The following is a 21,843-nucleotide window of genomic DNA, read 5'->3' as shown; positions in this document are numbered from 1 at the left end:
GGGGTGCGATGATCGATCTCAACGACATCGCGGTTCCGAAGACCCGGCACGATCTGGCGGCGGTGAAGGAGCGGCTCGCCTACACGGCCGCCGACTGGCTGCCGGGGCTCTTCCCCGAGGCCCGGCTCGCGCGTGACCGTCGATCCTTGCGCTGCGCAGACCTCTCCGGGCGCCCGCCGCGCAAGGAGGGCTCCTGCACCATCCATCTCGACGGGCCCTATGCAGGCTGGGGCTTCGACTACGCCACCGGCGAGCGGGCCGGTCCCATCGACCTGATCGCGCAGGCGACAGGGCTCTGCGACGGCGCGCTCTTCGACGAGGCGGCGCGGCTTGCGGGGATGGACCTGCCGGCGCCGCGGCCCGCGCCGGCGTCGCCCATGCGCGCGCGCCCCGACCATACCGCCGAGATCGCGCGGCTGGTCGGCGGGGCCGTGCCGATCGCGGGTACGCCTGGCGAGACCTATCTGCGCGCCCGCGGGGTCTCGGATCCCGGATCGCCCGACCTGCTGTTCCATCCCGATCTTCCGGACTTCGACAGCTGCCGCGGCTGGCCCGGCCTGATCGCGATCCTGCGGCTGCCGGGCGGGGAGCGCGCGCCGGGCATCCACCGCACCTTCCTGCTCGACGACGGCAGCGCCAAGGCGCCTCCGGGCAAGAAGATGCTCGGCAGCGTGAAGGATGCGGTCGTTCGTCTGTTTCCTATGCCGGAGGATGGGCACATCGGCATCGCCGAGGGGATCGAGACGGCGCTCGCCGCCCACGCGCTCTTCGGCACACCGGTCTGGGCAGCGCTGTCGGCCGACGGTCTGGCGCGGTTCCAGTGGCCCGAGGGCACCCGGCGCGTCACCATCTATGCCGATGCCGGAGACGCGGGCTGCCAGGCGGCTGCGACGCTCTCGGACCGCCTGAACCGGGCCGACATCCCGAACGAAATCGTCGCGCCACTCCATGGCGACGACTTCAACGACGATCTGCTGCGCGGGGCCCGCGCCGAGGATTACGCGCGCGGGACAGATGCCGCAGCCGAGCCGCAGACCGAAGATCCGGTCGACGCCGAGACGGCCACGCCCGTCGTCACCTCTGCCGACGATCCCGCAACGCTGATTGCCGCGGCCGAGGCGCTGACCAACCCGCCCGAGTTCGAAGCCCTGTCCACGCTGCTCGGGCGCATCGCGCTGGCGAAACTCGACCCGCTGCCCGAACGGCAGGTCGTCGCGCGGATCAAGTCCGCGACCGGGATCGGCATGTCCGTCCTGACCCAGCAGCTGGCCGAGCTCCGCCGCAGGATCAACGCCACCGGCGATCCAAACGCGCCGATCCCGAAGCCTGCCTGGTTCAGGCGCCTTCGGCTCGATCTCGCGGGCGCGCCCGAGCGCAACGAGGCCAACGTCATCGTCGCGCTGACCTCCGACCCGGCCTTTGCCGGCGTGCTGGCCTTCGACGAGTTCGGGCAGGAGATTGTCGTGCGCCAGCCGCTGCCGTGGGATTGCGCCGCCGCGACCCTGCCGCGCCCGTGGGAGGACGCCGACGACATCCGCACCGCCGAATGGCTGCAGCTGCGCGGGATCAACGTGGCGCCGGTGGTCGTGAGCCGTGCCGTCGGCGCCGTCGCCCGCGAGCTGCGCATCCATCCCGTCCGCGACTGGCTCGACACCCTGAAATGGGACGGCACGCCCCGGATCGAGACCTGGACCAGCACCTATCTCGGTGCTGCGCCGACCGCCTTCCATCACACCGTCGGAGCGCTCTGGCTGATCTCTGCCGTCGCCCGGATCTACCGCCCCGGGGTGAAGGCCGACCACATGCTGATCCTTGAAGGGCCGCAGGGCGCGCGCAAATCCACCGCGATCAAGGTGATGGCGGGCGAGGACTGGTTCACCGACGAGCTGCCCGAGCTTGGGTCGAAGGACGCCGCACTGCACATGCAGGGCGTCTGGATTGTGGAGATCGCCGAGCTCGACGCCATCGGCCGCGCCGAGGTCTCGCGCATCAAGGCGTTCCTGACCCGCACCACTGACCGCTTCCGCCCGCCCTATGGCCGATACACGGTCGAGGTTCCGCGCCAGTGCGTCTTCGCCGGCACCGTGAACCCCGACACCTATCTGCGCGACGAGACCGGGAACCGCCGGTTCTGGCCCCTCCGCTGCGGCGCCATAGACATCGCGGCGCTCGCCCGCGACCGGGACCAGATCTGGGCCGAGGCCGTCCATCGCTTCCGGGCCGGCGCGATCTGGTGGATCGACGACCCGGCGCTGCTGGCCGAAGCCCGCGAGGAACAGGACCGTCGCTACCAGTCCGACGCCTGGGACGACCTGATCGAACACTGGCTGACGCACGAGATCTGCACCGTCTCGGACGGCTTCCCCGACTACGGCAACTCCCGCACCGAGAGCGTGCCGCGCCCCGAGCCGCTTGTCGACGTGTCGGTCGGCGAGATCCTCGAGGAAGCCATCGGGCTCGAACCTGCACGCTGGACCCGCGGCGACCAGATGCGCGTCTCGGCCTACCTCAAGGCGAACGGATGGGAGCGTTACCGGCGTCGCGACGAGGGTGGGCGCGAGGCGCCGCGGGAGTGGCGGTATAGGAGAGGGGCAGGATGATCATTGAACCGGAGCTTCTAGTTGGCCTTGATCAGTCATCCTTCGTCCAACCAGCGTGACCTTCGCAGAACTCGCAGCCGGTATGATAGCTGTATTCCAAATCGCCGCCTCCTATCTGCCGTTCGTTGCACCAGTCGCATTGGGGCGCTGAATCTTCTGAATAAAGGCATTCAGTACATACAAAGGTCTCGCCGTGCTGCACTACGCTGCCAAGACTGGAACATTGGGCGCAATTGATCTGGGGCTCAAAGTCTGACGGATCGGAGAATTCCGTGTCCAAGGCTTCTGACAGGTCTTCGCGCGTCACCTCGTATCCACATTCCTCGCAGGTCATCCCGGAGACGTTGTGCCCGTCGATGTGCAGTGTTGCACCGCATTCACCCGGGCAAGGTATCTCGATATACGACTCACCCAAGCCGCAGACCTTGCATCTTTGTTCAAAGAAAACCTCTGAAACTTCGGCTACGGCTGCCGCTTCGAACCCACAGCCGGAACAGGTCTTGAATACCGTGCCTGCCTTCTTTTCCGCGTCAATTTCCGGTTTCAGCCGGTCGAACGCCACCTGCAAATAGGCGCGAAGTTGGTTCATTCGCCAAGTTACGGTCGAGATTTCTTCTTCGAATTGATCAAATTGATCATCCCAATCGGAGAGCAGGCGTTCGAGGTGAAACCAACACAGGCACAACTCCTTGACGATCTCCTCCGTCATCTTGTCGTCGGCCTGTCTTTTTGCGGCCTCGTGGAAAAAATGGATCATACGATTCCGGTGTGCGGCGATCTGGGCAAACTGCGTCACTGCATCCTGCGGAATGTTCTCACCGCAGGCGTTCTTCAGCCTTTTGATCGCATCGCCTTGTGTGACAGTCTTCGCCTTCCCCGACAGGAAGTCTTCAACCGATACGTCCGAAGTTCGTTCGACTACGAGTGTCCAGTGTTCCCGCATCAGTCGAGCCTTCAGGATTAGTTCAACCGCCGTGGCGAAGTGGATCACAGAGTACTTCGGATGAGCCTTGATCTCCTCCACCGACCGTTCAAGGAAATCGAAGGCGCTTTCGGACAGGTTGTGTAGGGCAGTACTCAATTTTTTCTTTGACACGGTTCACTCCGTCAACGGCTTCGCACGGCGACATACTTGGCCCATTGCTATTGTTCCTTTACCGGCCCCGCAATGACACATGGAGCACGACTCCAGCGCGACCGACGGTTGGCCGCATACCAGGCATTTCTGCGGTCGCTCTGCCGCGGTGCAGTCTGGTCGCTTTCCGCCCTTTGCTAACCCTTGAGCGTTTCGGCTTCAGCCTCCCCTCGGAACAGAGTCTTGTCCCAACCTCCCCGGTGGCCCCAACCCTGGCCCAACCTCCCGAGGAGGTTGGGGACACAAAAAGCCGTTCAAAAACAAAGGTGTCCCCAACCTCACCCCGTGGTCCCAACCTTTTGCTACACATTCATGTGGGAGAACGGAAAAGGTCGGGAACATGTTTTTCTATACGAAAAGAGAAGGACCCCCGTTGGGGACACCGAGGTTGGGACCACATCCGTTCAAGCCATTGTAGTGAAACGATAAAAGGCTGTCCCAACCCCCTCGAAGGTTGGGGCCACGCGTTCGGAGGTTGGGACCGGAGCGTGCCGAGCGTCGATCACTGCCCGCTGCCGCGGCCCTGGTCGTTTTTGCTTTGGTCGTGGGCCGTCCGATGCTACATCTTGCGCTGACCGAAGCCGAAGGCCCACAGCTTGTGAGCCTTCACGATGAACACACCGATCCCCGCGCAGGACGTCCGTCCGGACCCGGGCGCTATCTCACGGTCCTGCATCCTCGCCCTCGATCTCGGCACCACGACCGGCTGGGCGCTTCGCAGCCATGACGGACTGATCACCAGCGGCACGGTCAGCTTTCGACCCGGCCGCTTCGACGGCGGTGGCATGCGGTTTCTCCGCTTCACCAACTGGCTGACCGAACTCGACCGGGTGTCCGGGCCCATCGCCGCGATCTGGTTCGAAGAGGTCCGCCGGCACGCCGGCACTGACGCGGCGCATGTGTTTGGAGGTCTCCTCGCGACGCTGACCGCATGGGCTGAACTGCGGGGCATCCCCTACCAGGGCGTTCCGGTCGGCACGATCAAGCGCCACGCCACCGGCAAGGGCAACGCGCCCAAGGAGGCGATGATCGCCGCGGCGCGAGCCAGAGGCTTCTCACCCGCCGACGACAACTGACCTGCCACGGGCTTTTTCCTCCATCTGTGACTAGAGTCCGGCCCAACGAGAGGACGGACGAAGATGAAGAAGGCACGACGGACCGAGGAACAGATTATCGGTATCCTTCAGGAGCATGATGCCGGCGCGAAGTGCGCAGATCTGTGCCGCAAGCACGGCATGTCGGAAGGCACATTTTACGCTTGGAAGGCGAAGTATGGCGGGATGACGGTGTCGGAGGCGAAGCGGCTGAAGGCACTCGAGGACGAGAACGCCAGGCTGAAGCGCTTGCTGGCTGACCAGATGCTCGACATGGCTGCGATGAAAGAACTGCTGTCAAAAAAGTGGTAACGCCCGCCGTGAAGCGCGAGGCTGTCGCGCACCTGAAGGCCCATCTCGGGCTGTCGGAGCGGCGGGCGTGCCAGATTGCCGGGGCGGACCGGACGATGGTGCGCTACCAGTCCCAGCGAGCGCCGGACACGGCGCTGCGCGGGCGGTTGCGGGATCTGGCCAACGAGCGGCGCAGGTTCGGCTACCGGCGGCTGTTCGTGCTGCTCAGGCGCGAGGGAGAGCCATCCGGGATCAACCGCATCTATCGGCTTTACCGAGAAGAGGGCTTAACCGTGCGTAAACGCAAAGCGCGCCGCAAGGCCCTCGGAACGAGGGCACCGATCCTGATCGAGACACGAGCCAATGCACGGTGGTCGCTGGACTTCGTCCATGACCAGTTCGCCTGCGGGCGGCGCTTCCGGGTGCTGAACGTGGTTGACGACGTCACCCGCGAATGTCTGGCGGCGATCCCGGACACCTCGATTTCGGGCCGCCGCGTGGCTCGGGAACTGACGGCGCTGATCGAACGCCGCGGCAGGCCTGGAATGATTGTCAGCGATAACGGGACAGAGCTGACATCGAACGCGATCCTGAAGTGGTGCGCCGAGCACAAGGTCGAATGGCATTACATTGCGCCGGGCAAGCCGATGCAGAACGGGTTCGTCGAAAGCTTCAACGGCAGGATGCGGGACGAGCTTCTGAACGAGGCCCTGTTCCGCAACATCGCCCATGCCCGTGACCTGATCGCTGCCTGGGTCACGGATTACAACACCGAAAGGCCCCACTCGGCCTTGGGCTACCAGACCCCTGTAGGGTTTGCCGCGAACCTGAACCCCGCAATCGCCCGCCCCGCTGCGCGAGATGAAAGCTCCGCGCGCCGGGCGATTGCTCAACCCGCGCCAACAGGCGTAAACAAAAACCGGGCTCAGGTCGCCGTTGGATGAAAGTTCAGTGGCAGGTCACTCTGGCTCCGGGCGAACCGGAAGCCGTGGAAACCGATCTGCTGGGAACTCGGCATCAGCCGTGCCACCGCGAACCGGCGCTGGCAATACGGGATCGTCGTGATCGTCTGGCGGCTGAATGGGAGGCAGGTGCCGAAGAAGCGGTCGATGGATTTCGTGGTCGGGCGTGCGGGATGAGCGCGCCTTACGTCGCCTCGAACGGGTTCAGCACCTCCACGTCCAGCCCGGCCACGTCCGCCCCGTTGCGCGTGACGAGCGTCAGGCCGTTGGTCTTGGCCGTCGCCGCCAGCAGCGCGTCGACGACCGGCACCGGACGGACCGCGTTCATTCGGCCCCATTCCTCCGCCACGGCCGTGTCGACGGGCAGAACCCGGTCACCGAAGCCCGCAATCACGTCCCCGAGCCACGCCTCGAGCGCGGCGGCCTTCGTGGGATCGCGGCGGCGCGCCAGTTCCACGCCCTTGCGGATCTCGCCCAGCACCAGCGCGCTGAGCCACAGGTCGTCCTCGGCGACGCCCGACCACCAGGCCGCCACGGCCGGGTCGCAGCGGTCGCCCTTGCGCACTTCAGAGATGATGTTCGTGTCGATCAGGAAGCTCACAGGGAGACGTCGCGCCCGAAATCGCGGGGACGGTCGAGATCGATCCCTTCGAGCGGCGCCGAGGCGAGCAACGCCTTGAGACCGCCGCTGCGGGGCGTGGCGATCCTCTCGCGCAGGATGGCGCGCGTCTCGCTCTCGCGTTCGGGATCGCCGAGAGCGGTGGCGACGTCCCGGACGAGGGCGGCATCCTCCTTGCGGACCTGCACTTCCACGCGCACGAAGCCCTGCCGCTGACGGCGCTTGCGCCACTGGGTGACGGGGGAAGGATCGGTGCTGGCCATGCTGCCCTCCATTTCCGGAAATACTACCGGAAAGATGGGGGCGCGGCAACGGGCTTCAAGATCGCGCTGTCAAGTCACAACGAACCCGCGAGACATTTTCCCGCGAGACACCGGAAGGCGAGACGCCGAAGCCCAGCCACGCTATCAAATCACTAGACTCGGAGTTGTGCGCTCGGGCGAACCGACGCTCATCCCGAGGTGGACACCGGGGCTGGCTTCCGGGGTCCAGCCGGGGTCCAGGCTGCCAAGCCGTTGTTTTCCGGTTCCTTTCCGGGCCCGCACGTATGCTGGCGGGCTTGGCTCGGCATTTCGCCAGCGACAGGGCCGGATTTTTGGGAAGCCACCGGAGTCCAGCGTCCAGCAGCGACGCCACGAAACCCTCGTGAATTCAAACTTCTGACCGGCCGCCCAGGGTGGATACCCCGCGGATGCCGGAGTCCGGCCGGAAGCCGGTGGACCCCTCCGTGCCGGAGTCCACCCGGCGGATGCCGATCCACCATCGACAGGAACCTGCATGACCCTCGCCTTCGCCCCCGAGCGGATCGAGATGTGGCCGCTGGCCAAGCTCCAGCCCTACGCGAAGAACGCGAAGGTGCACGGGGCCGACCAGGTCGCGAAGATCGCCGCCAGCATGGCCGAGTTCGGCTGGACCGTGCCGTGCCTCGTCGGTGAGGACGGGGAGCTGATCGCCGGCCACGGGCGCGTGCTGGCGGCGACGCAGCTCGGGCTGACCGAGGCGCCGGTGATCGTGCTGGGCCACCTGACCGAGGCGCAGCGCCGGGCCTATCGGATCGCGGACAACAAGCTGACGGAACTCGGCAGCTGGGACGAGGCGCTGCTCTCGGCCGAGCTGCAGGACCTGCTCGCGGACGACTACGACCTGTCGCTGGTCGGCTTCTCGGACGGCGAACTCGACAAGCTGCTGGCCTTCGATCCGGACGGGGGCGGTGAAGAAGAAGGTGGCGCCGGGGGCTCTGTGCCTCCGGTGACCATCCCAGAGCCGCCGCGCAACCCGGCATCGCGAACGGGCGATCTGTGGAGACTCGGCGACCACCGGCTGCTCTGTGGCGACAGCACGAACCACGACGATGTGCGCCGCCTGATGAACGGCGAGCGCGCGATCCTGTTTGCGACCGACCCTCCGTATCTCGTTGACTATGACGGCTCGAACCACCCGACCCGCAACAAGGACTGGTCGCAGTCCTACGGCGTGACCTGGGACGACAGCAGCCAGGGCGCGGACCTCTACGACGGTTTCATCGCCGCGGCTGTGGCCGAGGCGATCACCGAGGATGCCGCCTGGTACTGCTGGCACGCCTCCCGCCGCCAGGCGATGCTCGAGGCCTGCTGGGAGAAGGCCGGCGCCTTCGTCCATCAGCAGATCATCTGGGTGAAGGACCGCGGTGTCCTGACCCGGTCGCATTACCTCTGGAAGCACGAGCCCTGCTTCATGGGCTGGCGCCGTCCGAACCGCCCGCCGAAGGTCGCCGAGCAGACGCTGCCCTCGACCTGGGAGATGCCGTCCTTCGCCAAGGACGAGCGCCCCGACCACCCGACGCCGAAACCGCTCGACGCCTTCGGGATCCCGATGCGCCAGCACGTCGCTCGGGGCGGCCTCTGCTACGAGCCGTTCTCGGGCTCGGGCTCGCAGATCATGGCGGGCGAGGCCAACGGCCGGCGCGTCTTCGCGATGGAGATCAGCCCGGCCTACGTCGATGTCGCCGTGGAACGCTGGCAGGCCGAGACCGGCCGCGACGCGATCCTCGACGGCGACGGTCGGACCTTCGCGCAGGTGAGCACCGAGCGGCTGGGCGACGATGCCGATGCCGCCTGATGGCCGTCTACTACAACGATGCCGACCCCGCGGCCTGTGCATGGCTGCGGGAGTTGATCGCGGCCGGGCTGCTGACAGATGGCGATGTGGACGAGCGTTCCATCCTCGACGTCGAGCCCGCCGACCTGCGCGGCTTCGCGCAATGCCATTTCTTCGCCGGAATCGGCGGCTGGCCCTACGCACTGCGCCTCGCGGGAGTGGCCGAGAGCCTGCCGGTTTGGACCGGCTCGCCGCCCTGCCAGCCCTTCAGCCAGGCCGGGCAGCGCAAGGGACAGGACGATGACCGCCATCTCGCCCCGGCATTCCTGCGGCTCGTCGCAGCCTGCCGCCCGGAGTTCGTCTTCGGCGAGCAGGTCGCGAGCGCGGCAGTGCTCGGACCGGTTGGCAGAAAGTCTCGCGCGGCAGTTGAGGGACCGACTGGCTGGGCGTGGTTCGACGCTCTGGCGGCTGACCTGGAAGCGGCATCTTACGCCGTCGCGGCGGCTGATCTGCCGGCTGCGGGCATCGGCGCGCCGCACATCCGCCAGCGCCTGTTCTTCGGCGCCGTCGCCTTGGACGCAGTCACTCGCGGGTTGGGCGACGGCCTCGGCGAGGGATCACAAGGACGGATCGGAATGCCGGTCGGTGCCGATCAATGCGCTGCTCGGCCGACAGGTCTGGCTGGCGGGTTGGCCGACGGCGATGGCGGGCTCGCCCGCCACGAAGCGATACAATGCGGCCGGCAACACCGATGCGAGCCGCAGGACGGTGAAGCTGGTGGACTGGTCGATGGCGCCGACCCTGCCGGGGCCAATGCGACGGACGGCGTCTGGCGAGATCCGGACTGGCTCCTCTGCCGCGATGACCGCTGGCGGCCCGTTGAGCCCGGAACATTCCCGCTGGCTGATGGGATACCCGGTCGCATGGGGCTGCTGCGGGGCTACGGCAATGCGATCGTTCCGCCGCTCGCGGCGGAGTTCGTGACGGCCTTCATGGAGAGCCTGCGATGAAGCAGAGCCGGACCATGTCGATGGTCGAGGCCGCGGCAAACGTTGTCGTCGGCTACGTTTTGGCCATCGCCACGCAGATCGTCGTGTTCCCGTGGTTCGGGATCGAGACGGGATTTGCGGAGCATCTGACCATCGGCCTTGCCTTCGTCGGCGTGTCGTTGGCGCGGGGTTACCTGCTGCGACGACTGTTCGAGCGTTGGCGATAGCGCCGGGCATCACACATCGGCGGGCTCGACTGCCGTGATGTAGGCGGGGCCTGCATTCCACGAACCCTCATCAAGGTTCCAGAAGGCGTCCTCCATGTCGGCCAGCGCCACGAAGGCGACGGCTTGCGCCGCCTCCGGGGACAGTGCCTCGACGGTCACGCGGGTGCTTTCGGTGACGGCACGGGTGATCTTGACCCTGTACCGCGGCATCAGACGGCGTCCTCGATGCGGTAACAGCGCCCTCTTCCTTCGACTTTCTCCGAGGTGACGGTCAGACCGAGCTTTTTCTTTAGCGCGCCGGCAAGCGCACCCCTCACCGTGTGCGGTCTCCAGTCCAAGGCCGCGACCATCTCGTCGATGGTCGCGCCGCCCTCGGTGCGGAGCATCTCGACAGCTTCGCCTGCTTGGTGCCCGTGCGCGGTGTGCGCGCCTTGGGCGCGGGGTCGGGCTTGGCGGGGGTGTCCTGCGGGACCTCCGCACTCCGCGCCTCGTCGGCGCCCGTGGGCGCGGTGTCGCCGTCCTCCGGCTCGATGCCGATGGCGGCGAGGCCGGCGTCGGTGATGTGCAGGAGGATCGCGCAGCCGTCCTCGTTGTTGCGCCAGATCCGGTTGAGCGCGGCGTCCGCCTTGGTCTGGCTGTCCGTCGCGGTCTCCGCGATCAGCCCGCGGGAGAGCAGCGCGCCGACCACCTTGGCGGCCGCGCCGCCGCGGAGGGAGCCGGGGAGCGGCAGGACGTTGCGGTCCTCGCGCTGCGCGGCGGCGCTGAGGATCACGAGCTGGGTGTCGGAAAGCTTGGTCATGGGGCCGTCTCCGTATTCCGGCCCGCGTGATGCGGCGCCTTCTACGACCCCGAGCCGCGCAGGGCGCGCGGCGGGAGTTCCGGCAGTGCCGGAGATCAGCGGGCGTGTTCGCCTTCGCCGAAGGCGCTGTCGGTAATGCGCTTCAGGAGGCTGGCGTAGTGTTCGAGGGTGCCGACCATGGCCCAGCCCGCCTCGTCGGGGGCGCAGTTGAAATGGTCGTCGCTGAGCGCCTGCAGGCGCGCGAGCATCGCGTCGATCTCGGCTTTCTTGCCGATGAAGGCGGCCAATGCCGCCTCCTTGTTTCTGCGCGCCTTCTCGGCGCGGACCTCAAAGCGCGGGGTGGTGATCGGGTTCAGGCGGGTTGTCATCGTGGTGGCTCCGGGTGAGTTGCATCGTCCTTGTGGGATCGAAGTTCGCTCTGTCCGCGAGACTTATCAACTCGATAAGCGCATGATCTTGAATGATAATCGGAGCCGTCGATGCAGGGCATGAGCGAGCGCCAGTACGCCGCGCATGTCGGGCTATCGCGGGGCGCGATCCAGAAGGCGAAGACCGCCGGCCGGCTCGTGCTGCATGAAGATGGCAGCATCGACGCGGCGGCATCCGACAGGCTCAGGGCCGAGACGACGGACCCGTCGAAGACCCGCAAGCCGCCCGCGCCGAAGCTCAAACCCGTGCCCGAGGCCGCCGTCGCCGCCGTCGGCGACACGCTAAGAGAACAGGGGCTGTCCACCCCGGCCGTCGGTGGCGGTACGACGTTCCTGCAGGCCAAGACCGCGAACGAGGTGCTGAAGGCGCAGGAGCGGCGTATCCGGCTCCAGAAGCTGAAGGGGGAACTGGTCGACCGTGCGCGGGCGGAGACGCTGATGTTCCGGCTCGCGCGCGACGAACGCGACGCCTGGGTGACCTGGCCGGCGCGGGTGGCTGCCCTGATGGCCTCGGAGCTCACCGTGGCGCTTGGGGACACATGCGAGGTGGAGGCGGCGCTGATGCAGAAGGTTCTGGAGGCCCATGTCCGCGCTCAGCTCGACAGCCTCGCCGAGATCCGACCCGGGCTTGGATGACGATCTTGTCGGGTTCGACGGCGCCGCCGCGCTGATCCGCGCATGGTCGCGGGGCCTGCGCCCCGACCCGGATCTGACGGTCTCGAGCTGGGCCGACCGCCACCGGAAACTCGCCTCGCGGGCCTCGGCCGAGCCGGGGCAGTACCGGACTGCGCGCACGCCCTACATGCGCGAGATCATGGACCGGCTGTCGCCGGGCGATCCGACCCAGCGGATCGTGTTCATGAAGGCCGCGCAGGTCGGCGCGACCGAGGCCGGCAACAACTGGATCGGCTTCGTGATCCATCAGGCGCCGGGACCGATGCTGGCGGTCCAGCCGACGGTGGAACTGGCCAAGCGGAACTCACGCCAGCGGATCGACCCGCTGATCGACGAAAGCCCCGACCTGCGGGAACGGGTCAAACCGGCCCGGTCCCGCGACGCGGGCAACACGATGCTGTCGAAGGAGTTCGCGGGCGGCATCCTGATCATGACCGGGGCGAACTCGGCGGTGGGGCTGCGCTCGACCCCGGCACGCTACATCTTCCTCGACGAGGTCGATGCCTATCCGGCCTCGGCCGACGAGGAAGGCGACCCGGTCACGCTGGCGGAAGCCCGTTCGCTGACCTTCGCCCACCGGCGCAAGGTGTTCCTGGTCTCGACCCCGACGATCCGGGGGCTGAGCCGGATCGAGCGCGAGTTCGAGGCGTCCGACCAGCGCCGGTTCTTCGTGCCGTGCCCGCATTGCGACGCGATGCAGTGGCTGAAGTTCGACCGGCTGCGGTGGCAGACGGGCCGTCCGGAGACGGCCGAGTATCTCTGCGAGGGCTGCGAGCGGACCATCGCGGAGCACCACAAGACGCAGATGCTCGAGCGCGGCGAGTGGCGCGCGACCGCCACCGCCACCGACCCGACGACGGTCGGCTATCACCTCTCGGCGCTCTATTCGCCGGTCGGGTGGCTCACCTGGCAGCGGATCGCGCGGGCGCATGAGGCGGCACGGGGCAGCGACGAGGCGATGCGGGCGTTCCGGAACACCATCCTCGGCGAGACCTGGATGGAGACCGGCGAAGCGCCCGACTGGCAGCGGCTGGCCGACCGGCGCGAGGCATGGACGCCGGGCACGGTCCCGGAGCGCGGCCTGTTCCTGACCGCGGGCGCCGACGTGCAGAAGGACCGGATCGAGGTCGATGTCTGGGCCTGGGGTCGGGGTCTGGAAAGCTGGCTCGTCGATCACCTCGTGCTCGAGGGCGGCCCCGGCGATCCGGCCTGCTGGCAGCAGCTGACGGATCTGCTCGGGCGGACATGGACGCATGCTTCGGGTCAGCGAATGACGCTCGCCCGGCTCGCGATCGATACGGGCTACGAGACCAGCGCAGTCTATGCCTGGTCGCGCCAGGTGGGGTTCGCGCAAGTCGCGCCGGTGAAGGGCGTCGAGGGGTTCTCCCGGACGAGCCCGGTGACCGGGCCGACCTATGTCGACGCGACCGTTGCGGGCAAACGGCTCCGGCGCGGCGCCCGGCTCTGGACCGTGGCCACCTCGACCTTCAAGGCCGAGACCTATCGCTTCCTGCGGCAGGACCGGCCGACGAGGGAGGAACAGGCGGCGGGCGCGCTGTGCCCGCCCGGCACGATCCATCTGCCGGACTGGGCGGACGGCGAATGGCTGAAGCAGCTGACCGCCGAGCAGCTGGTGACGGTGAAGGGCAAGCGTGGCTTCACGCGGCTCGAATGGCAGAAGCTCCGCGAGCGCAACGAGGCGCTGGACACCCGGGTCTATGCCCGCGCGGCCGCGTGGATCCTCGGGGCGGATCGCTGGCCCGAGGCGCGGTGGGCCGATCTGGAAGCGCAGCTCGGGGTGGCGAAGCAGGACGGATCCGAAGCCGGTCCGGCAACGGCGCCGGCCGTCCCGACACGAACGATGCACCGCCGGCGCGCGGTGCGCTCGAGCTACATGAGGTGATCCATGGCCACGGCCGCCGAGCTCCGCGCCCGCCGCGACGCGCTGACCGCGCAGCGGTCCTCGGGCGTGGCGCGGGTCAGCTATGACGGCAAGACCGTGGATTATCGCAGCGTCGCCGAGATCGACCGGGCCATTGAGGCGCTGGATCGCGAGATCGCCGCGGCCGAGGGGCGTCGGATCGTCCGGCAGGTCCGCGTGACGACGACGAAGGGGCTTTGATCCATGAAGCTGTTCGACCGCTTTCGCCGTCGGTCCGCCGGCGCCCCCGCTGCCGTGCGTGCCCGGCTCGAAGGCGCCATGGCGAAGCGTCGGCTGCGCGGCTGGAACCCGCCGCTCGAGAACATCAACGCGCTGGTCGCCTCGGGCGGTCCTCGGCTCTTGGCGCGGTCCCGCGAACTGGTGGTGACCAATGGGTACGCCGCCAATGCCTGCGAGGCCTTCGCCGCGAACCTTGTCGGCGACGGGATCAAGCCGTCCTCGCTCATCGGGGACGCCGGACTTCGAGACCAGGTGCAGCGCCTCTGGCTCGCCTGGACCGACGAGGCCGATGCGGATGGGTTGACCGACTTCTACGGCCTGCAGGCCATGGTCGCGCGCGAGATGTTCGTGGCCGGCGAATGCTTCGTGCGGCTGCGTCCGCGCCGTGCCGAGGATGGTCTGCTGGTCCCGGTGCAGCTGCAGCTTCTCCAGTCCGAGATGCTGCCCTTCGAGAAGACCGAGACCGCGGCCAACGGCAACCGCATCCGATGCGGGATCGAGTTCGACGGGATCGGCCGGCGCGTGGCCTACCACTTCCGCCGCCGCCATCCGGGCGACAGCACCGACCAGGGGGCGGACATTCCGGAGACGGTGCGCGTGCCGGCGGCCGACGTGCTGCACATCTACCGGCCCATCGACGCGGGCCAGATCCGGGGACTGCCGCATATCGCACCCGCGATGGTGCGGCTGTTCCTGCTCGATCAGTACGACGACGCCGAACTCGACCGGAAGAAGACCGCGGCGATGTTCGCGGGCTTCATCACCAAGACCGCGCCGGAAGAGCCCATGATGGGCGAGGCCGAGGCGGATCTCGACGGGGCGGCCATCGCGAGCCTCGAGCCCGGCACGATGCAGGTGCTGCTGCCCGGCGAGGACGTGAAGTTCTCATCGCCGGCCGATGTCGGCGGCGGCTACGAGGCGTTCCAGTACCGCACGCTGCTGGCGGTCTCGGCCTCTCTGGGGCTGCCCTATCATCTCGTCACCGGCGACGTCCGGCAGGCGAATTACTCGTCCCTGCGCGCCGAACTCGTCGAGTTCCGCCGCCGCATCGGCCAGCTGCAGCATGGCGTGATCGTGCACCAGCTCTGCCGCGCGGTCTGGATGCGCTGGCTGGAGACGGCGGTGCTCTCGGGCGCGCTCGATGCCGATCCCGCGACGGCGCGGCCGGTGCAATGGATCCCGCCGCGCTGGGACTGGGTCGATCCGCTGAAGGACATCCAGGCGCAGGTGCTGGCGATGGAGGCCGGCATCACCTCACGGCGCAAGGTGGTGGAGGCCACCGGCTACGACATCGAGGAAGTGGATCGCGAGAACGCCGCCGACGCCGCGCGGGCGACAGGTCTCGGCCTGCGCTACCGCACGAGCCCCGGCGAGACGCAGGGCGCACGGGCAACGCCGGCGACGCGGGCCGAGCCCGGCGATGGCGCCGACAACGACACGGACGACGGAGCGGCGACGACCGATCCGGCCACCGAATAGGAGTGACGACATGGCAAGCTGGTATGCGATCCGCGCCCGCGGGACCGGTGCGGAAGTAGCGATCTATGACGAGATCGGCGCCTACGGGGTCTCGGCGAAGGGGTTTCTGGCAGAACTGGGCGCGCTGCCCGACGGTACCCCGGTCGATCTGCGGCTGAACAGCCCCGGCGGATCGGTCTTCGACGCAGTCGCGATCCACAACGCGCTGAAGCGACACGAGGGCACCGTCACGGTCTGGATCGACGGCATCGCCGCCTCGGCCGCCTCCTACATCGCGATGGCAGGCGACGAGGTCGTCATGCCCGAGAACGCATTCCTGATGATCCACGATCCCTCCGGCCTCGTGATGGGCACGGCCGAGGACATGCGCGCCATGGCCGAGGCGCTCGACAAGGTGAAGGGCAGCCTCGTCTCGGGCTACGCTGCGAAATCCGGCCGGACGCCCGAGGAGGTCTCCGCGCTCATGGCAGCCGAGACCTGGTTCGACGCTGGCGACGCCGTGGCGCAGGGCTTCGCCGACCGCCTGATTGAGCCTGTTCGGATCGCCGCGAACTTCGACATCGGGCGCTTCCGGAACGCGCCGCCGGTGTTGGTCGAGACCGTCGAAGCGGAAGCGGACGCCGGCGACGAGACCGATGGCGCCGAAACCGAAGCGGACAAAGGCAACACAGAGACAGCGGAGAACGATGAGGTCTCGGACGCCGACGACGAGCAGGAGGCTGCCCCCGACGCCCCTCAGCCACCGGCCAATACGCCGCCGCCGGGCGGCGCGCTGCCGGACCCCGCCGCGATCCGGGCAGAGGCCATCGGGCACGCCCGGGACGTCGTCGATCTCTGCCGTCTCGCGGGTCAGCCGCAGATGGCGGGCCGCTTCCTCGAACAGGACGCCAGCCTCGACGAGGTGCGCGCCGCGCTCCTCGCCGCCAAGGCCGAGGCCGAGCCCGAGATCGCACCCCATCACCCGCAGCCGGGGCGCAGTTCGGCCGCGCGCCCCTGGCGCGAGATCGTCGCCCGCAGCTTCAATCTGAAAGGATGACACCATGACCACGCTGGTCGAAGGCACGCACCCCGGCGGCTTCCTCGTCTGGGAAGCCTTCCGCGACTACACCCGCGAGACGATCACCGTCGCCGCGGGCACGCTCGAGCCCGGCACGGTGCTGGGCCAAATCACCGCCTCGGGCAAATACGCCGCCCACGACCCGGCCGCCGTCGACGGCACCGAGACAGCCGTCGCGGTGCTCTGGGGCAAGGCGGATGCGTCCGGTGGCGATCCGCCCGCCGTCGCCGTCGTTCGCGGCCCCGCCATCGTCAACCGTCACGACCTCGTCTTCGCCGGCACGCCCAGCGAGGGCGAGATCGCGGCCGCCCATGCGGCGCTCCTCGCCGCGGGCATCCTCGTCCGCTGATCCAATTCCGACAAGAGGCATCCTCATGGCCACCATGGACATCTTCGAAGGCGATGCCTTCACCATCGTCGAGCTCACCCGCGCGCTCGAGAACATTCCCTACAAGCCCGCGCTGCTCTCGGGCTCGAACCTCTTCAGCCCGCGCGGCGTGCGCTCCCGCACCGTCGTGATCGAGAGCCGCGACGGCACGCTCTCGCTGATCCCGTTCTCCGAGCGCGGCTCGGCTTATGAGCAGCAGATCCCGGATCGGCGCGAGATGCGCGCCTTCGTCTGCCGCCAGTTCAAGAAGCAGGACGTGCTCTGGGCCTCCGAGATCCAGTCCGTTCGCGACTTCGGCTCGGAGAGCGCCACCCAGCAGGTGCAGACCGAGGTGGCTTATCGGCTCAGGAAACTCCGCCAGGATGCCGAGACCACCTTCGAATACCACCTCCTGAATGGCATCCAGGGGCTGGTGAAGGACCCGAAGGACCACGCGACGGTGGTGAACTACTTCACCGAGTTCGGCATCTCGCCGGCGGCCGAGATCGACTTCGACCTCGACAATGCGAGCCCGGCCTCCGGGGCGCTCCGCAAGCGCTGCCAGGCGCTGATCGAGAGCGTCGAGGACTCGATGGGCGGGCTCTCGGCCGGCGCCGTGCAGGTCCGCGCGGAATGCGGCTCGGCCTTCTTCGCCGATCTCGTGGCGCACAAGGAGGTGCGGGAGACCTATCTCAACACCGCCGCGGCAGCCGATCTGCGCGGTCGCGTCGCCGACGAGGTCAGCTTCGGCGGCATCACCTTCCGCCGCTACCGGGGCGGCGTCGGTTTCACCGTGCCCACCGACAAGGCCTTCTTCTATCCCGAAGGCATCGAGGGGCTCTTCGAGATCTACTACGCCCCCGCCGACACGTTCGAAACGGTGAACACCCTCGGCCAGCCGCTCTACGCCCGTACGATCCCCGACCGGGATCGCGACGAATGGGTGCGGCTCGAGATCGAGTCCAACCCGCTGCCGATCTGCACCCGGCCGCAGGTGCTGCGACAGGCCAGGCGGACCTGATGACCGCTTTCGCCGCCGCCCTCGACGCGCTCTTCGCCGACGCGCATCTCGCGCGGGACGTGGTGTACACAGCAGAGGGCGGTGCGCCATCGCTGGTCCGCGCCATCCTGCGCCGGCCAGACGATGTCACCGGCTTCGGCGAGGCGCGCATCTGGTCGGAAACCACACGGCTGGATCTGCGCCTTTCCGAGGTGGCGAACCCGCGGCCCGGTGACCGCATCGAGATCGACGGCGAGGCATTTCTCATCCAGGGCGAACCCGTCCGCGACCGCGAGCGGCTCGTCTGGACTGTGGATCTGCGTCCGGCATGATCGCGATGAAGCTGAAGCTCGACATCACGCCGGACCTCGTCGCCGCCATGGCCGCCGAGGTGAAGGCCGGCGAGAAGGCCGTGACCGCCGCCATGCGCGAGGCCGGGACCGGGCTCAAGACCGCGTGGCGCGGCCAGATCACTGGTGCTGGGCTCGGCCGGCGGCTCGCGAACTCGATCCGGAGCCAGACATATCCGAAGGCCGGCGAGAGCCTGAACGCCGCGGCACTCGTGTGGTCCAAGGCCCCGGTCATCGTCGGCGCGCATGACACCGGCCCGCTGATCCGCTCGAAGGACGGGTTCTGGCTGGCGATTCCGCTCCCCGCCGCGGGCAAGTCCCTGCGCGGCGGCAGGATCACCCCCGGCGAATGGGAACGCCGCCGCGGGCTGCGCCTGCGCTTCGTCTATCGCCGCACGGGCCCGAGCCTGCTGGTGGCGGAGGGACGGCTGAACACGAAGGGCCAGGCGGTCGTGTCGCGCTCCAAGACCGGGCGCGGCAAAGTCACCGCGCCGATCTTCCTGCTGGTGCCGCAGGTCAAGCTGCCGAAGCGGCTGAACCTCGCGCGGGATGCAGACCGGGCGCACGACAGCGTTCCGGGGCTGATCGTGGCCAACTGGGTGGAGGGTAGGTTGTGATCGCGTCGATGCGCAATCTTGCTCGGCAGCCACGAGATCGACGGATCGGATCACCCCGCGCAGCACGACAGCTTCGCGACATCCTTGTCGAAGGTCTGCGCGGCGAGCTTGAGCCCCTCGACCGTTGTGAGATAGGGAAAGATCGTCTCGCCGAGCGCCTTTGTCGTCATGCCGAACTTGAGCGACATGGCGAGCGTCTGGACACTGTCTGCCCCCTCCGGCGCCATGATCACGCCGCCGAGAAGTCGGTCGGTCGCCCGGTCCACGACCAGCTTGATCAGGCCGCGCGTGTCGCGGGCGGCGAGCGCGCGGGGCACGTTTTCGAGGGTCAGCACGCTGGCCTTGACGTCATGATCCGCCGCGCGCGCCTGCGCCTCGGTCAGGCCCACGCCTGCAACCTGCGGATCGGTGAACACCACCCAGGGCATCGCGGCGTTATCGTAGCGCTCCGCCCGACCCAGAACGGCGTTGCGCGCCGCGAGCTTGGCGCCATAGGCGGCCATGTAGACGAACTGGTCGCGGTCCGTGACGTCGCCCGCCGCAAAGATGCCGCGCGTCGTGGTCTGCATGTCGTCGCCAACCCGGATCGCACCGCGTGCGTCGGTCTCGACGCCCATCTCCGCGAGTTCCAGCCCCTCGGTGTTGGGTGCGCGTCCCGTCGTCAGGACGAGGCGGTCGGCCGTCAGATCGCGGTCTGCGCCGTCCACCGTCACGGTCAGAACCGCACGGTCTCCGTCGCGCCGCGCGGCGTGATAGGTTGCGCCGTCAAGAACCGTGACACTCTCGGCGCGCAAGACCTCGGTGAGCGCTTGCGCCACCTCCGGCTCGGTGCGCGGCAACAGGCGCGAGCGGCAGACGATGGTGACGCGGGTGCCCATCCGCGCCATCATCTGCGCCAGCTCCACGCCGATATAGCCGCCGCCGAGGAAGATCAGGCTTTCGGGCAACCGGTCCAGCTCCAGCAGCGACGTGCTGTCGAGCGTTGGTGCGTCCTGGATACCGGGGATGTCGGGCACGGCGGGTCGGCCACCGGTCGCGACGATCACTTTGGGAGCCGTGATCTTGCGACCGCCGACCTCGACCCCGCCGGGGATGAGCCGTGCCGGACCCTCGTCGACATAGGTCACACCGTAGTAGCCCGGCAGCAGGTCGGCGTACTTCTTCTGGCGCAGCGTCGCGACCAGATCGTCCTTGGCCGCGACCAGCGCAGCCCAGTCGGCGACCTGCGCCTCGCCGCGAAGGCCCGGGAATCGGGACGCCGCCTGCGCGCAGTGCACGGCTTCGGCCGCTCGGATCATCGTCTTGGAGGGCACGCAACCCACGTTCACGCAGGTCCCGCCGATGGTTCCATGGCCGATCAACGCGACGCGCTTGCCTCCCTCGGCGGCGGTGATCGCGGCCGAGAAGCCGGCCGATCCGGCGCCGATCACGGCAAGGTCAAAATCGCCCTTGGGCGCGCAGCAATCGTCTTTCATCAAGTCATCCATCCGTTCGAGTTGTCTGGCGCCGCTGCCGTCTCCAGACCGCGTACACGGTCAGCCCGACAAAAAAGGCGAGCGCGGGCAGCAGCGCATAGTCGAGCCAGCCAAGCCAGGCCGACAGGCCCACGGCGCCGAGAAGAACGACCAGGATCGGCGTGAAGCAGCAGAGCGCTGCGATGACGGTGCCGACGACACCTGTCCCGATCAGCTTGCGGTCGGACTGCTCGGTCATCCCGTCAGCCCGCCACGCGCGCCGGGTAACCTGCATTGGCCGACGCGGTCGCGATGGCGTCGGCGCTGGTCGCGGCGGTATCGAAGACGACCGTGGCGGTGCGCGCCTCGAAGTCGATCTCGACGGCGCGCACGCCCGCGACGCCCTCCATCGCGCGCTTCACCGTCACTGGGCAGAGCGCGCAGGTCATGTTGTCGACCGCAAATGTCACGGTCTGCTCGGCGGCGACGTCCTGCGCTGCAGCAGGGATGGCCGTGATCGGCGCAACGGCGGTCAGGCCAAACAGAACAAGGGCAAGGATCTTCTTCATGAGGGTGTCCTTTCGGGATCAGTAGAGAAGCGGGGCCCACCAGTCGATGGTGAGCGCGGCGACAACGAGAACGAGCGAGGCCCAGAGCGCGCTCTTGGTGATGCGCGCCGATGCTGGCCTTGCGCAGTAGGAGCCGGGTTCGCAGACGGTCGGCTTGCGGAAATAGACCTGCCAGAAACCCGCCCCGATGAAGCCGAGCGCGATCACCGCGAAGATCGGCTTGTAGGGCTCCAGCGCCGTGAGATTGCCGATCCAGGCCCCCGAAATGCCGAGGGTCAGCAGCACCAGCGGCCCGATGCAGCAGGCCGAGGCGAGAAAGGCGGCCACCACCCCGCCCGCCGCAAGCCAGCCCTTTCGGGCGGGGCGATCCGCCCCCGTGCTGTCCGTTCGGTCGTCCGTCAGCGCCATGTCGCGCACCTCTCGTCTGCGATTGAGGAGAGGTGTAGGGTCTGTAGCAACTACAGGCTCAAGGGGAAACCTGCCCATGACCGATCACGAGCGAGAGAGCGGCTTCACACGCGGCGACCTGGCCCGGGCGACCGGCTGCAACATCGAGACGATCCGCTACTACGAGAAGACCGGCTGAACACGTCGTCCGAGTCCACGACCCGCACCGGAAAGCCCGCGGCTTCGATATGCGCGATCCAGCCGTCGCAGCAGCCGCAGGACGGATCCTTGGTGACGGTCACGAGCGGCAGGGCCTCGGCCCGCGCCCACGCCGGCATCGACAGCAGGAACGGAAGTGCGGCGGCGGCCGCGAGAACGGCCCGCCGGCCGATGGTGTGATCGTTCCGCATCGTCAAACCTTTCTTCGTGGACTCCATGATCTCACCGGCTAGTCCGGAGCGCGACCCACGAACGGGTGAGAATGCGCCGGCGTCCCGCGGCATGATG

28 protein-coding genes are annotated in these 21,843 nt (G+C 68.0%); 16 read left to right on the top strand and 12 right to left on the bottom strand.

Annotated features, from left to right (window positions below):
- The first annotated feature begins 8 nt into the window (after positions 1 to 8).
- Positions 9 to 2,600, top strand: coding sequence for a VapE domain-containing protein (locus HGN31_RS01845; protein ID WP_168782146.1), 2,592 nt, complete (start codon positions 9 to 11; stop codon positions 2,598 to 2,600).
- A gap of 31 nt (positions 2,601 to 2,631) precedes the next feature.
- On the opposite strand, the gene HGN31_RS01840 is transcribed toward HGN31_RS01845, so the two are convergent.
- On the bottom strand, positions 2,632 to 3,696 hold the full coding sequence (locus tag HGN31_RS01840; protein ID WP_168782145.1) for a hypothetical protein: 1,065 nt from the start codon (positions 3,694 to 3,696) through the stop codon (positions 2,632 to 2,634).
- 650 nt (positions 3,697 to 4,346) lie between these two features.
- Between HGN31_RS01840 and HGN31_RS01835 the strand changes: the two genes are divergently transcribed.
- The 3 genes from HGN31_RS01835 to HGN31_RS16690 all read left to right on the top strand — a co-directional run bounded on the left by HGN31_RS01835 (position 4,347) and on the right by HGN31_RS16690 (position 6,259).
- Positions 4,347 to 4,811, top strand: a complete 465-nt coding sequence (locus tag HGN31_RS01835; RefSeq protein WP_168782144.1) for a hypothetical protein — start codon at positions 4,347 to 4,349, stop codon at positions 4,809 to 4,811.
- 63 nt (positions 4,812 to 4,874) lie between these two features.
- A protein-coding gene (locus HGN31_RS01830; protein ID WP_168781936.1) for an IS3 family transposase occupies positions 4,875 to 6,064 on the top strand; the annotation gives its coding sequence in 2 pieces (ribosomal slippage) (positions 4,875 to 5,127 and positions 5,127 to 6,064; 1,191 coding nt in all).
- A gap of 54 nt (positions 6,065 to 6,118) precedes the next feature.
- Entirely contained in the window at positions 6,119 to 6,259 is a 141-nt protein-coding gene (locus tag HGN31_RS16690; RefSeq protein WP_342355808.1) for a hypothetical protein, read from the top strand.
- A 7-nt stretch (positions 6,260 to 6,266) separates the two neighbouring features.
- Here HGN31_RS16690 and HGN31_RS01825 read toward each other — a convergent pair whose 3' ends face one another.
- Positions 6,267 to 6,683 (bottom strand): type II toxin-antitoxin system VapC family toxin, encoded by a 417-nt coding sequence (locus HGN31_RS01825; RefSeq protein ID WP_021099075.1) that lies wholly within the window; start codon positions 6,681 to 6,683, stop codon positions 6,267 to 6,269.
- The gene (locus HGN31_RS01820) at positions 6,680 to 6,964 is read right to left on the bottom strand and encodes a hypothetical protein (RefSeq protein ID WP_021099076.1); all 285 of its coding nucleotides are present in this window, start codon (positions 6,962 to 6,964) and stop codon (positions 6,680 to 6,682) included. Before HGN31_RS01820 ends, HGN31_RS01825 begins: the two co-directional genes overlap by 4 nt.
- A 514-nt stretch (positions 6,965 to 7,478) precedes the next feature.
- On the opposite strand from HGN31_RS01820, the gene HGN31_RS01815 reads away from it, so the two are divergent.
- The 3 genes from HGN31_RS01815 to HGN31_RS01805 are packed head-to-tail and all read left to right on the top strand — an operon-like array spanning position 7,479 to position 9,993.
- Entirely contained in the window at positions 7,479 to 8,798 is a 1,320-nt protein-coding gene (locus HGN31_RS01815; RefSeq protein WP_168782143.1) for a site-specific DNA-methyltransferase, read from the top strand.
- Positions 8,798 to 9,787, top strand: coding sequence for a DNA cytosine methyltransferase (locus HGN31_RS01810; protein WP_168782142.1), 990 nt, complete (start codon positions 8,798 to 8,800; stop codon positions 9,785 to 9,787). The genes HGN31_RS01815 and HGN31_RS01810 overlap by 1 nt, the downstream gene beginning before the upstream one ends.
- 14 nt (positions 9,788 to 9,801) lie before the next feature.
- Positions 9,802 to 9,993, top strand: a complete 192-nt coding sequence (locus HGN31_RS01805) for a DUF7220 family protein (RefSeq protein WP_425325324.1) — start codon at positions 9,802 to 9,804, stop codon at positions 9,991 to 9,993.
- Between the two features lie 9 nt (positions 9,994 to 10,002).
- On the opposite strand, the gene HGN31_RS01800 is transcribed toward HGN31_RS01805, so the two are convergent.
- The 4 genes from HGN31_RS01800 to HGN31_RS01790 all read right to left on the bottom strand — a co-directional run bounded on the left by HGN31_RS01800 (position 10,003) and on the right by HGN31_RS01790 (position 11,160).
- The gene (locus HGN31_RS01800) at positions 10,003 to 10,203 is read right to left on the bottom strand and encodes a hypothetical protein (protein ID WP_114076598.1); all 201 of its coding nucleotides are present in this window, start codon (positions 10,201 to 10,203) and stop codon (positions 10,003 to 10,005) included.
- Positions 10,203 to 10,343: a DUF3489 domain-containing protein gene (locus tag HGN31_RS16735; RefSeq protein WP_400176399.1), complete on the bottom strand. Its 141-nt coding sequence runs from the start codon at positions 10,341 to 10,343 to the stop codon at positions 10,203 to 10,205. Before HGN31_RS16735 ends, HGN31_RS01800 begins: the two co-directional genes overlap by 1 nt.
- Positions 10,307 to 10,792, bottom strand: coding sequence for a hypothetical protein (locus HGN31_RS01795; protein ID WP_400176397.1), 486 nt, complete (start codon positions 10,790 to 10,792; stop codon positions 10,307 to 10,309). The genes HGN31_RS16735 and HGN31_RS01795 overlap by 37 nt, the downstream gene beginning before the upstream one ends.
- A gap of 95 nt (positions 10,793 to 10,887) precedes the next feature.
- Complete coding sequence (locus tag HGN31_RS01790; protein ID WP_119000841.1) at positions 10,888 to 11,160, bottom strand: hypothetical protein; 273 nt, start codon at positions 11,158 to 11,160, stop codon at positions 10,888 to 10,890.
- A 111-nt stretch (positions 11,161 to 11,271) separates the two neighbouring features.
- On the opposite strand from HGN31_RS01790, the gene HGN31_RS01785 reads away from it, so the two are divergent.
- From HGN31_RS01785 to HGN31_RS01745, 9 genes are read left to right on the top strand one after another with little or no spacing between them, the layout of a single operon-like run.
- A complete protein-coding gene (locus HGN31_RS01785) occupies positions 11,272 to 11,856 on the top strand; it encodes a hypothetical protein (protein ID WP_119000842.1) in 585 nt (194 codons plus the stop codon).
- Entirely contained in the window at positions 11,804 to 13,798 is a 1,995-nt protein-coding gene (locus HGN31_RS01780; protein WP_211096321.1) for a phage terminase large subunit family protein, read from the top strand. Before HGN31_RS01785 ends, HGN31_RS01780 begins: the two co-directional genes overlap by 53 nt.
- Positions 13,799 to 13,801: 3 nt before the next feature.
- Positions 13,802 to 14,017, top strand: coding sequence for a phage head-tail joining protein (locus HGN31_RS01775; RefSeq protein ID WP_168782140.1), 216 nt, complete (start codon positions 13,802 to 13,804; stop codon positions 14,015 to 14,017).
- Between the two features lie 3 nt (positions 14,018 to 14,020).
- Positions 14,021 to 15,535, top strand: coding sequence for a phage portal protein (locus HGN31_RS01770; protein ID WP_244961105.1), 1,515 nt, complete (start codon positions 14,021 to 14,023; stop codon positions 15,533 to 15,535).
- A 10-nt stretch (positions 15,536 to 15,545) separates the two neighbouring features.
- Positions 15,546 to 16,571 (top strand): head maturation protease, ClpP-related, encoded by a 1,026-nt coding sequence (locus HGN31_RS01765; RefSeq protein WP_168782139.1) that lies wholly within the window; start codon positions 15,546 to 15,548, stop codon positions 16,569 to 16,571.
- Between the two features lie 4 nt (positions 16,572 to 16,575).
- Complete coding sequence (locus tag HGN31_RS01760) at positions 16,576 to 16,941, top strand: head decoration protein (RefSeq protein ID WP_168782138.1); 366 nt, start codon at positions 16,576 to 16,578, stop codon at positions 16,939 to 16,941.
- 25 nt (positions 16,942 to 16,966) lie between these two features.
- Entirely contained in the window at positions 16,967 to 17,980 is a 1,014-nt protein-coding gene (locus HGN31_RS01755; protein WP_168782137.1) for a major capsid protein, read from the top strand.
- Complete coding sequence (locus HGN31_RS01750) at positions 17,980 to 18,291, top strand: head-tail joining protein (RefSeq protein ID WP_007426706.1); 312 nt, start codon at positions 17,980 to 17,982, stop codon at positions 18,289 to 18,291. The genes HGN31_RS01755 and HGN31_RS01750 overlap by 1 nt, the downstream gene beginning before the upstream one ends.
- Positions 18,292 to 18,296: 5 nt before the next feature.
- Positions 18,297 to 18,926 (top strand): DUF6441 family protein, encoded by a 630-nt coding sequence (locus tag HGN31_RS01745; protein WP_040610785.1) that lies wholly within the window; start codon positions 18,297 to 18,299, stop codon positions 18,924 to 18,926.
- 50 nt (positions 18,927 to 18,976) lie between these two features.
- Here the strand turns inward: HGN31_RS01745 and merA are convergent, their stop codons facing one another.
- The 5 genes from merA to HGN31_RS01720 form a co-directional block, all read right to left on the bottom strand.
- On the bottom strand, positions 18,977 to 20,413 hold the full coding sequence (merA, locus tag HGN31_RS01740; RefSeq protein WP_168782136.1) for a mercury(II) reductase: 1,437 nt from the start codon (positions 20,411 to 20,413) through the stop codon (positions 18,977 to 18,979).
- Positions 20,406 to 20,639 carry a mercury resistance system transport protein MerF gene (gene merF / locus HGN31_RS01735; RefSeq protein ID WP_168782135.1) on the bottom strand — a complete coding sequence of 78 codons (234 nt, stop codon included), beginning with the start codon at positions 20,637 to 20,639 and terminating at the stop codon, positions 20,406 to 20,408. Before merF ends, merA begins: the two co-directional genes overlap by 8 nt.
- Positions 20,640 to 20,643: 4 nt before the next feature.
- Positions 20,644 to 20,949, bottom strand: coding sequence for a heavy-metal-associated domain-containing protein (locus HGN31_RS01730; RefSeq protein WP_168782134.1), 306 nt, complete (start codon positions 20,947 to 20,949; stop codon positions 20,644 to 20,646).
- 18 nt (positions 20,950 to 20,967) lie between these two features.
- Positions 20,968 to 21,357 carry a mercuric transporter MerT family protein gene (locus tag HGN31_RS01725; protein ID WP_040610800.1) on the bottom strand — a complete coding sequence of 130 codons (390 nt, stop codon included), beginning with the start codon at positions 21,355 to 21,357 and terminating at the stop codon, positions 20,968 to 20,970.
- Positions 21,358 to 21,461: 104 nt separating this feature from the next.
- On the bottom strand, positions 21,462 to 21,746 hold the full coding sequence (locus tag HGN31_RS01720) for a DUF411 domain-containing protein (RefSeq protein ID WP_211096320.1): 285 nt from the start codon (positions 21,744 to 21,746) through the stop codon (positions 21,462 to 21,464).
- Positions 21,747 to 21,843 lie beyond the last annotated feature (97 nt).

Origin of the sequence: Paracoccus sanguinis, from assembly GCF_012689545.1 — a bacterium.
GTDB lineage: Bacteria > Pseudomonadota > Alphaproteobacteria > Rhodobacterales > Rhodobacteraceae > Paracoccus > Paracoccus panacisoli.
This window is presented reverse-complemented; position numbering and strand designations above follow the sequence as displayed.

Bases quoted from the DNA above. Each gene is read 5' to 3' on its own strand.
- HGN31_RS01845 (WP_168782146.1), top strand. From the start codon at position 9: ATGATCGATCTCAACGACATCGCGGTTCCGAAGACCCGGCACGATCTG.
- HGN31_RS01835 (WP_168782144.1), top strand. From the start codon at position 4,347: ATGAACACACCGATCCCCGCGCAGGACGTCCGTCCGGACCCGGGCGCT.
- HGN31_RS01820 (WP_021099076.1), bottom strand. From the start codon at position 6,964: ATGGCCAGCACCGATCCTTCCCCCGTCACCCAGTGGCGCAAGCGCCGT.
- HGN31_RS01815 (WP_168782143.1), top strand. From the start codon at position 7,479: ATGACCCTCGCCTTCGCCCCCGAGCGGATCGAGATGTGGCCGCTGGCC.
- HGN31_RS01810 (WP_168782142.1), top strand. From the start codon at position 8,798: ATGGCCGTCTACTACAACGATGCCGACCCCGCGGCCTGTGCATGGCTG.
- HGN31_RS01805 (WP_425325324.1), top strand. From the start codon at position 9,802: ATGTCGATGGTCGAGGCCGCGGCAAACGTTGTCGTCGGCTACGTTTTG.
- HGN31_RS01800 (WP_114076598.1), bottom strand. From the start codon at position 10,203: ATGCCGCGGTACAGGGTCAAGATCACCCGTGCCGTCACCGAAAGCACC.
- HGN31_RS16735 (WP_400176399.1), bottom strand. From the start codon at position 10,343: ATGGTCGCGGCCTTGGACTGGAGACCGCACACGGTGAGGGGTGCGCTT.
- HGN31_RS01795 (WP_400176397.1), bottom strand. From the start codon at position 10,792: ATGACCAAGCTTTCCGACACCCAGCTCGTGATCCTCAGCGCCGCCGCG.
- HGN31_RS01790 (WP_119000841.1), bottom strand. From the start codon at position 11,160: ATGACAACCCGCCTGAACCCGATCACCACCCCGCGCTTTGAGGTCCGC.
- HGN31_RS01785 (WP_119000842.1), top strand. From the start codon at position 11,272: ATGCAGGGCATGAGCGAGCGCCAGTACGCCGCGCATGTCGGGCTATCG.
- HGN31_RS01780 (WP_211096321.1), top strand. From the start codon at position 11,804: ATGTCCGCGCTCAGCTCGACAGCCTCGCCGAGATCCGACCCGGGCTTG.
- HGN31_RS01775 (WP_168782140.1), top strand. From the start codon at position 13,802: ATGGCCACGGCCGCCGAGCTCCGCGCCCGCCGCGACGCGCTGACCGCG.
- HGN31_RS01770 (WP_244961105.1), top strand. From the start codon at position 14,021: ATGAAGCTGTTCGACCGCTTTCGCCGTCGGTCCGCCGGCGCCCCCGCT.
- HGN31_RS01765 (WP_168782139.1), top strand. From the start codon at position 15,546: ATGGCAAGCTGGTATGCGATCCGCGCCCGCGGGACCGGTGCGGAAGTA.
- HGN31_RS01760 (WP_168782138.1), top strand. From the start codon at position 16,576: ATGACCACGCTGGTCGAAGGCACGCACCCCGGCGGCTTCCTCGTCTGG.
- HGN31_RS01755 (WP_168782137.1), top strand. From the start codon at position 16,967: ATGGCCACCATGGACATCTTCGAAGGCGATGCCTTCACCATCGTCGAG.
- HGN31_RS01750 (WP_007426706.1), top strand. From the start codon at position 17,980: ATGACCGCTTTCGCCGCCGCCCTCGACGCGCTCTTCGCCGACGCGCAT.
- HGN31_RS01745 (WP_040610785.1), top strand. From the start codon at position 18,297: ATGAAGCTGAAGCTCGACATCACGCCGGACCTCGTCGCCGCCATGGCC.
- merA (WP_168782136.1), bottom strand. From the start codon at position 20,413: ATGGATGACTTGATGAAAGACGATTGCTGCGCGCCCAAGGGCGATTTT.
- merF (WP_168782135.1), bottom strand. From the start codon at position 20,639: ATGACCGAGCAGTCCGACCGCAAGCTGATCGGGACAGGTGTCGTCGGC.
- HGN31_RS01730 (WP_168782134.1), bottom strand. From the start codon at position 20,949: ATGAAGAAGATCCTTGCCCTTGTTCTGTTTGGCCTGACCGCCGTTGCG.
- HGN31_RS01725 (WP_040610800.1), bottom strand. From the start codon at position 21,357: ATGGCGCTGACGGACGACCGAACGGACAGCACGGGGGCGGATCGCCCC.
- HGN31_RS01720 (WP_211096320.1), bottom strand. From the start codon at position 21,746: ATGCGGAACGATCACACCATCGGCCGGCGGGCCGTTCTCGCGGCCGCC.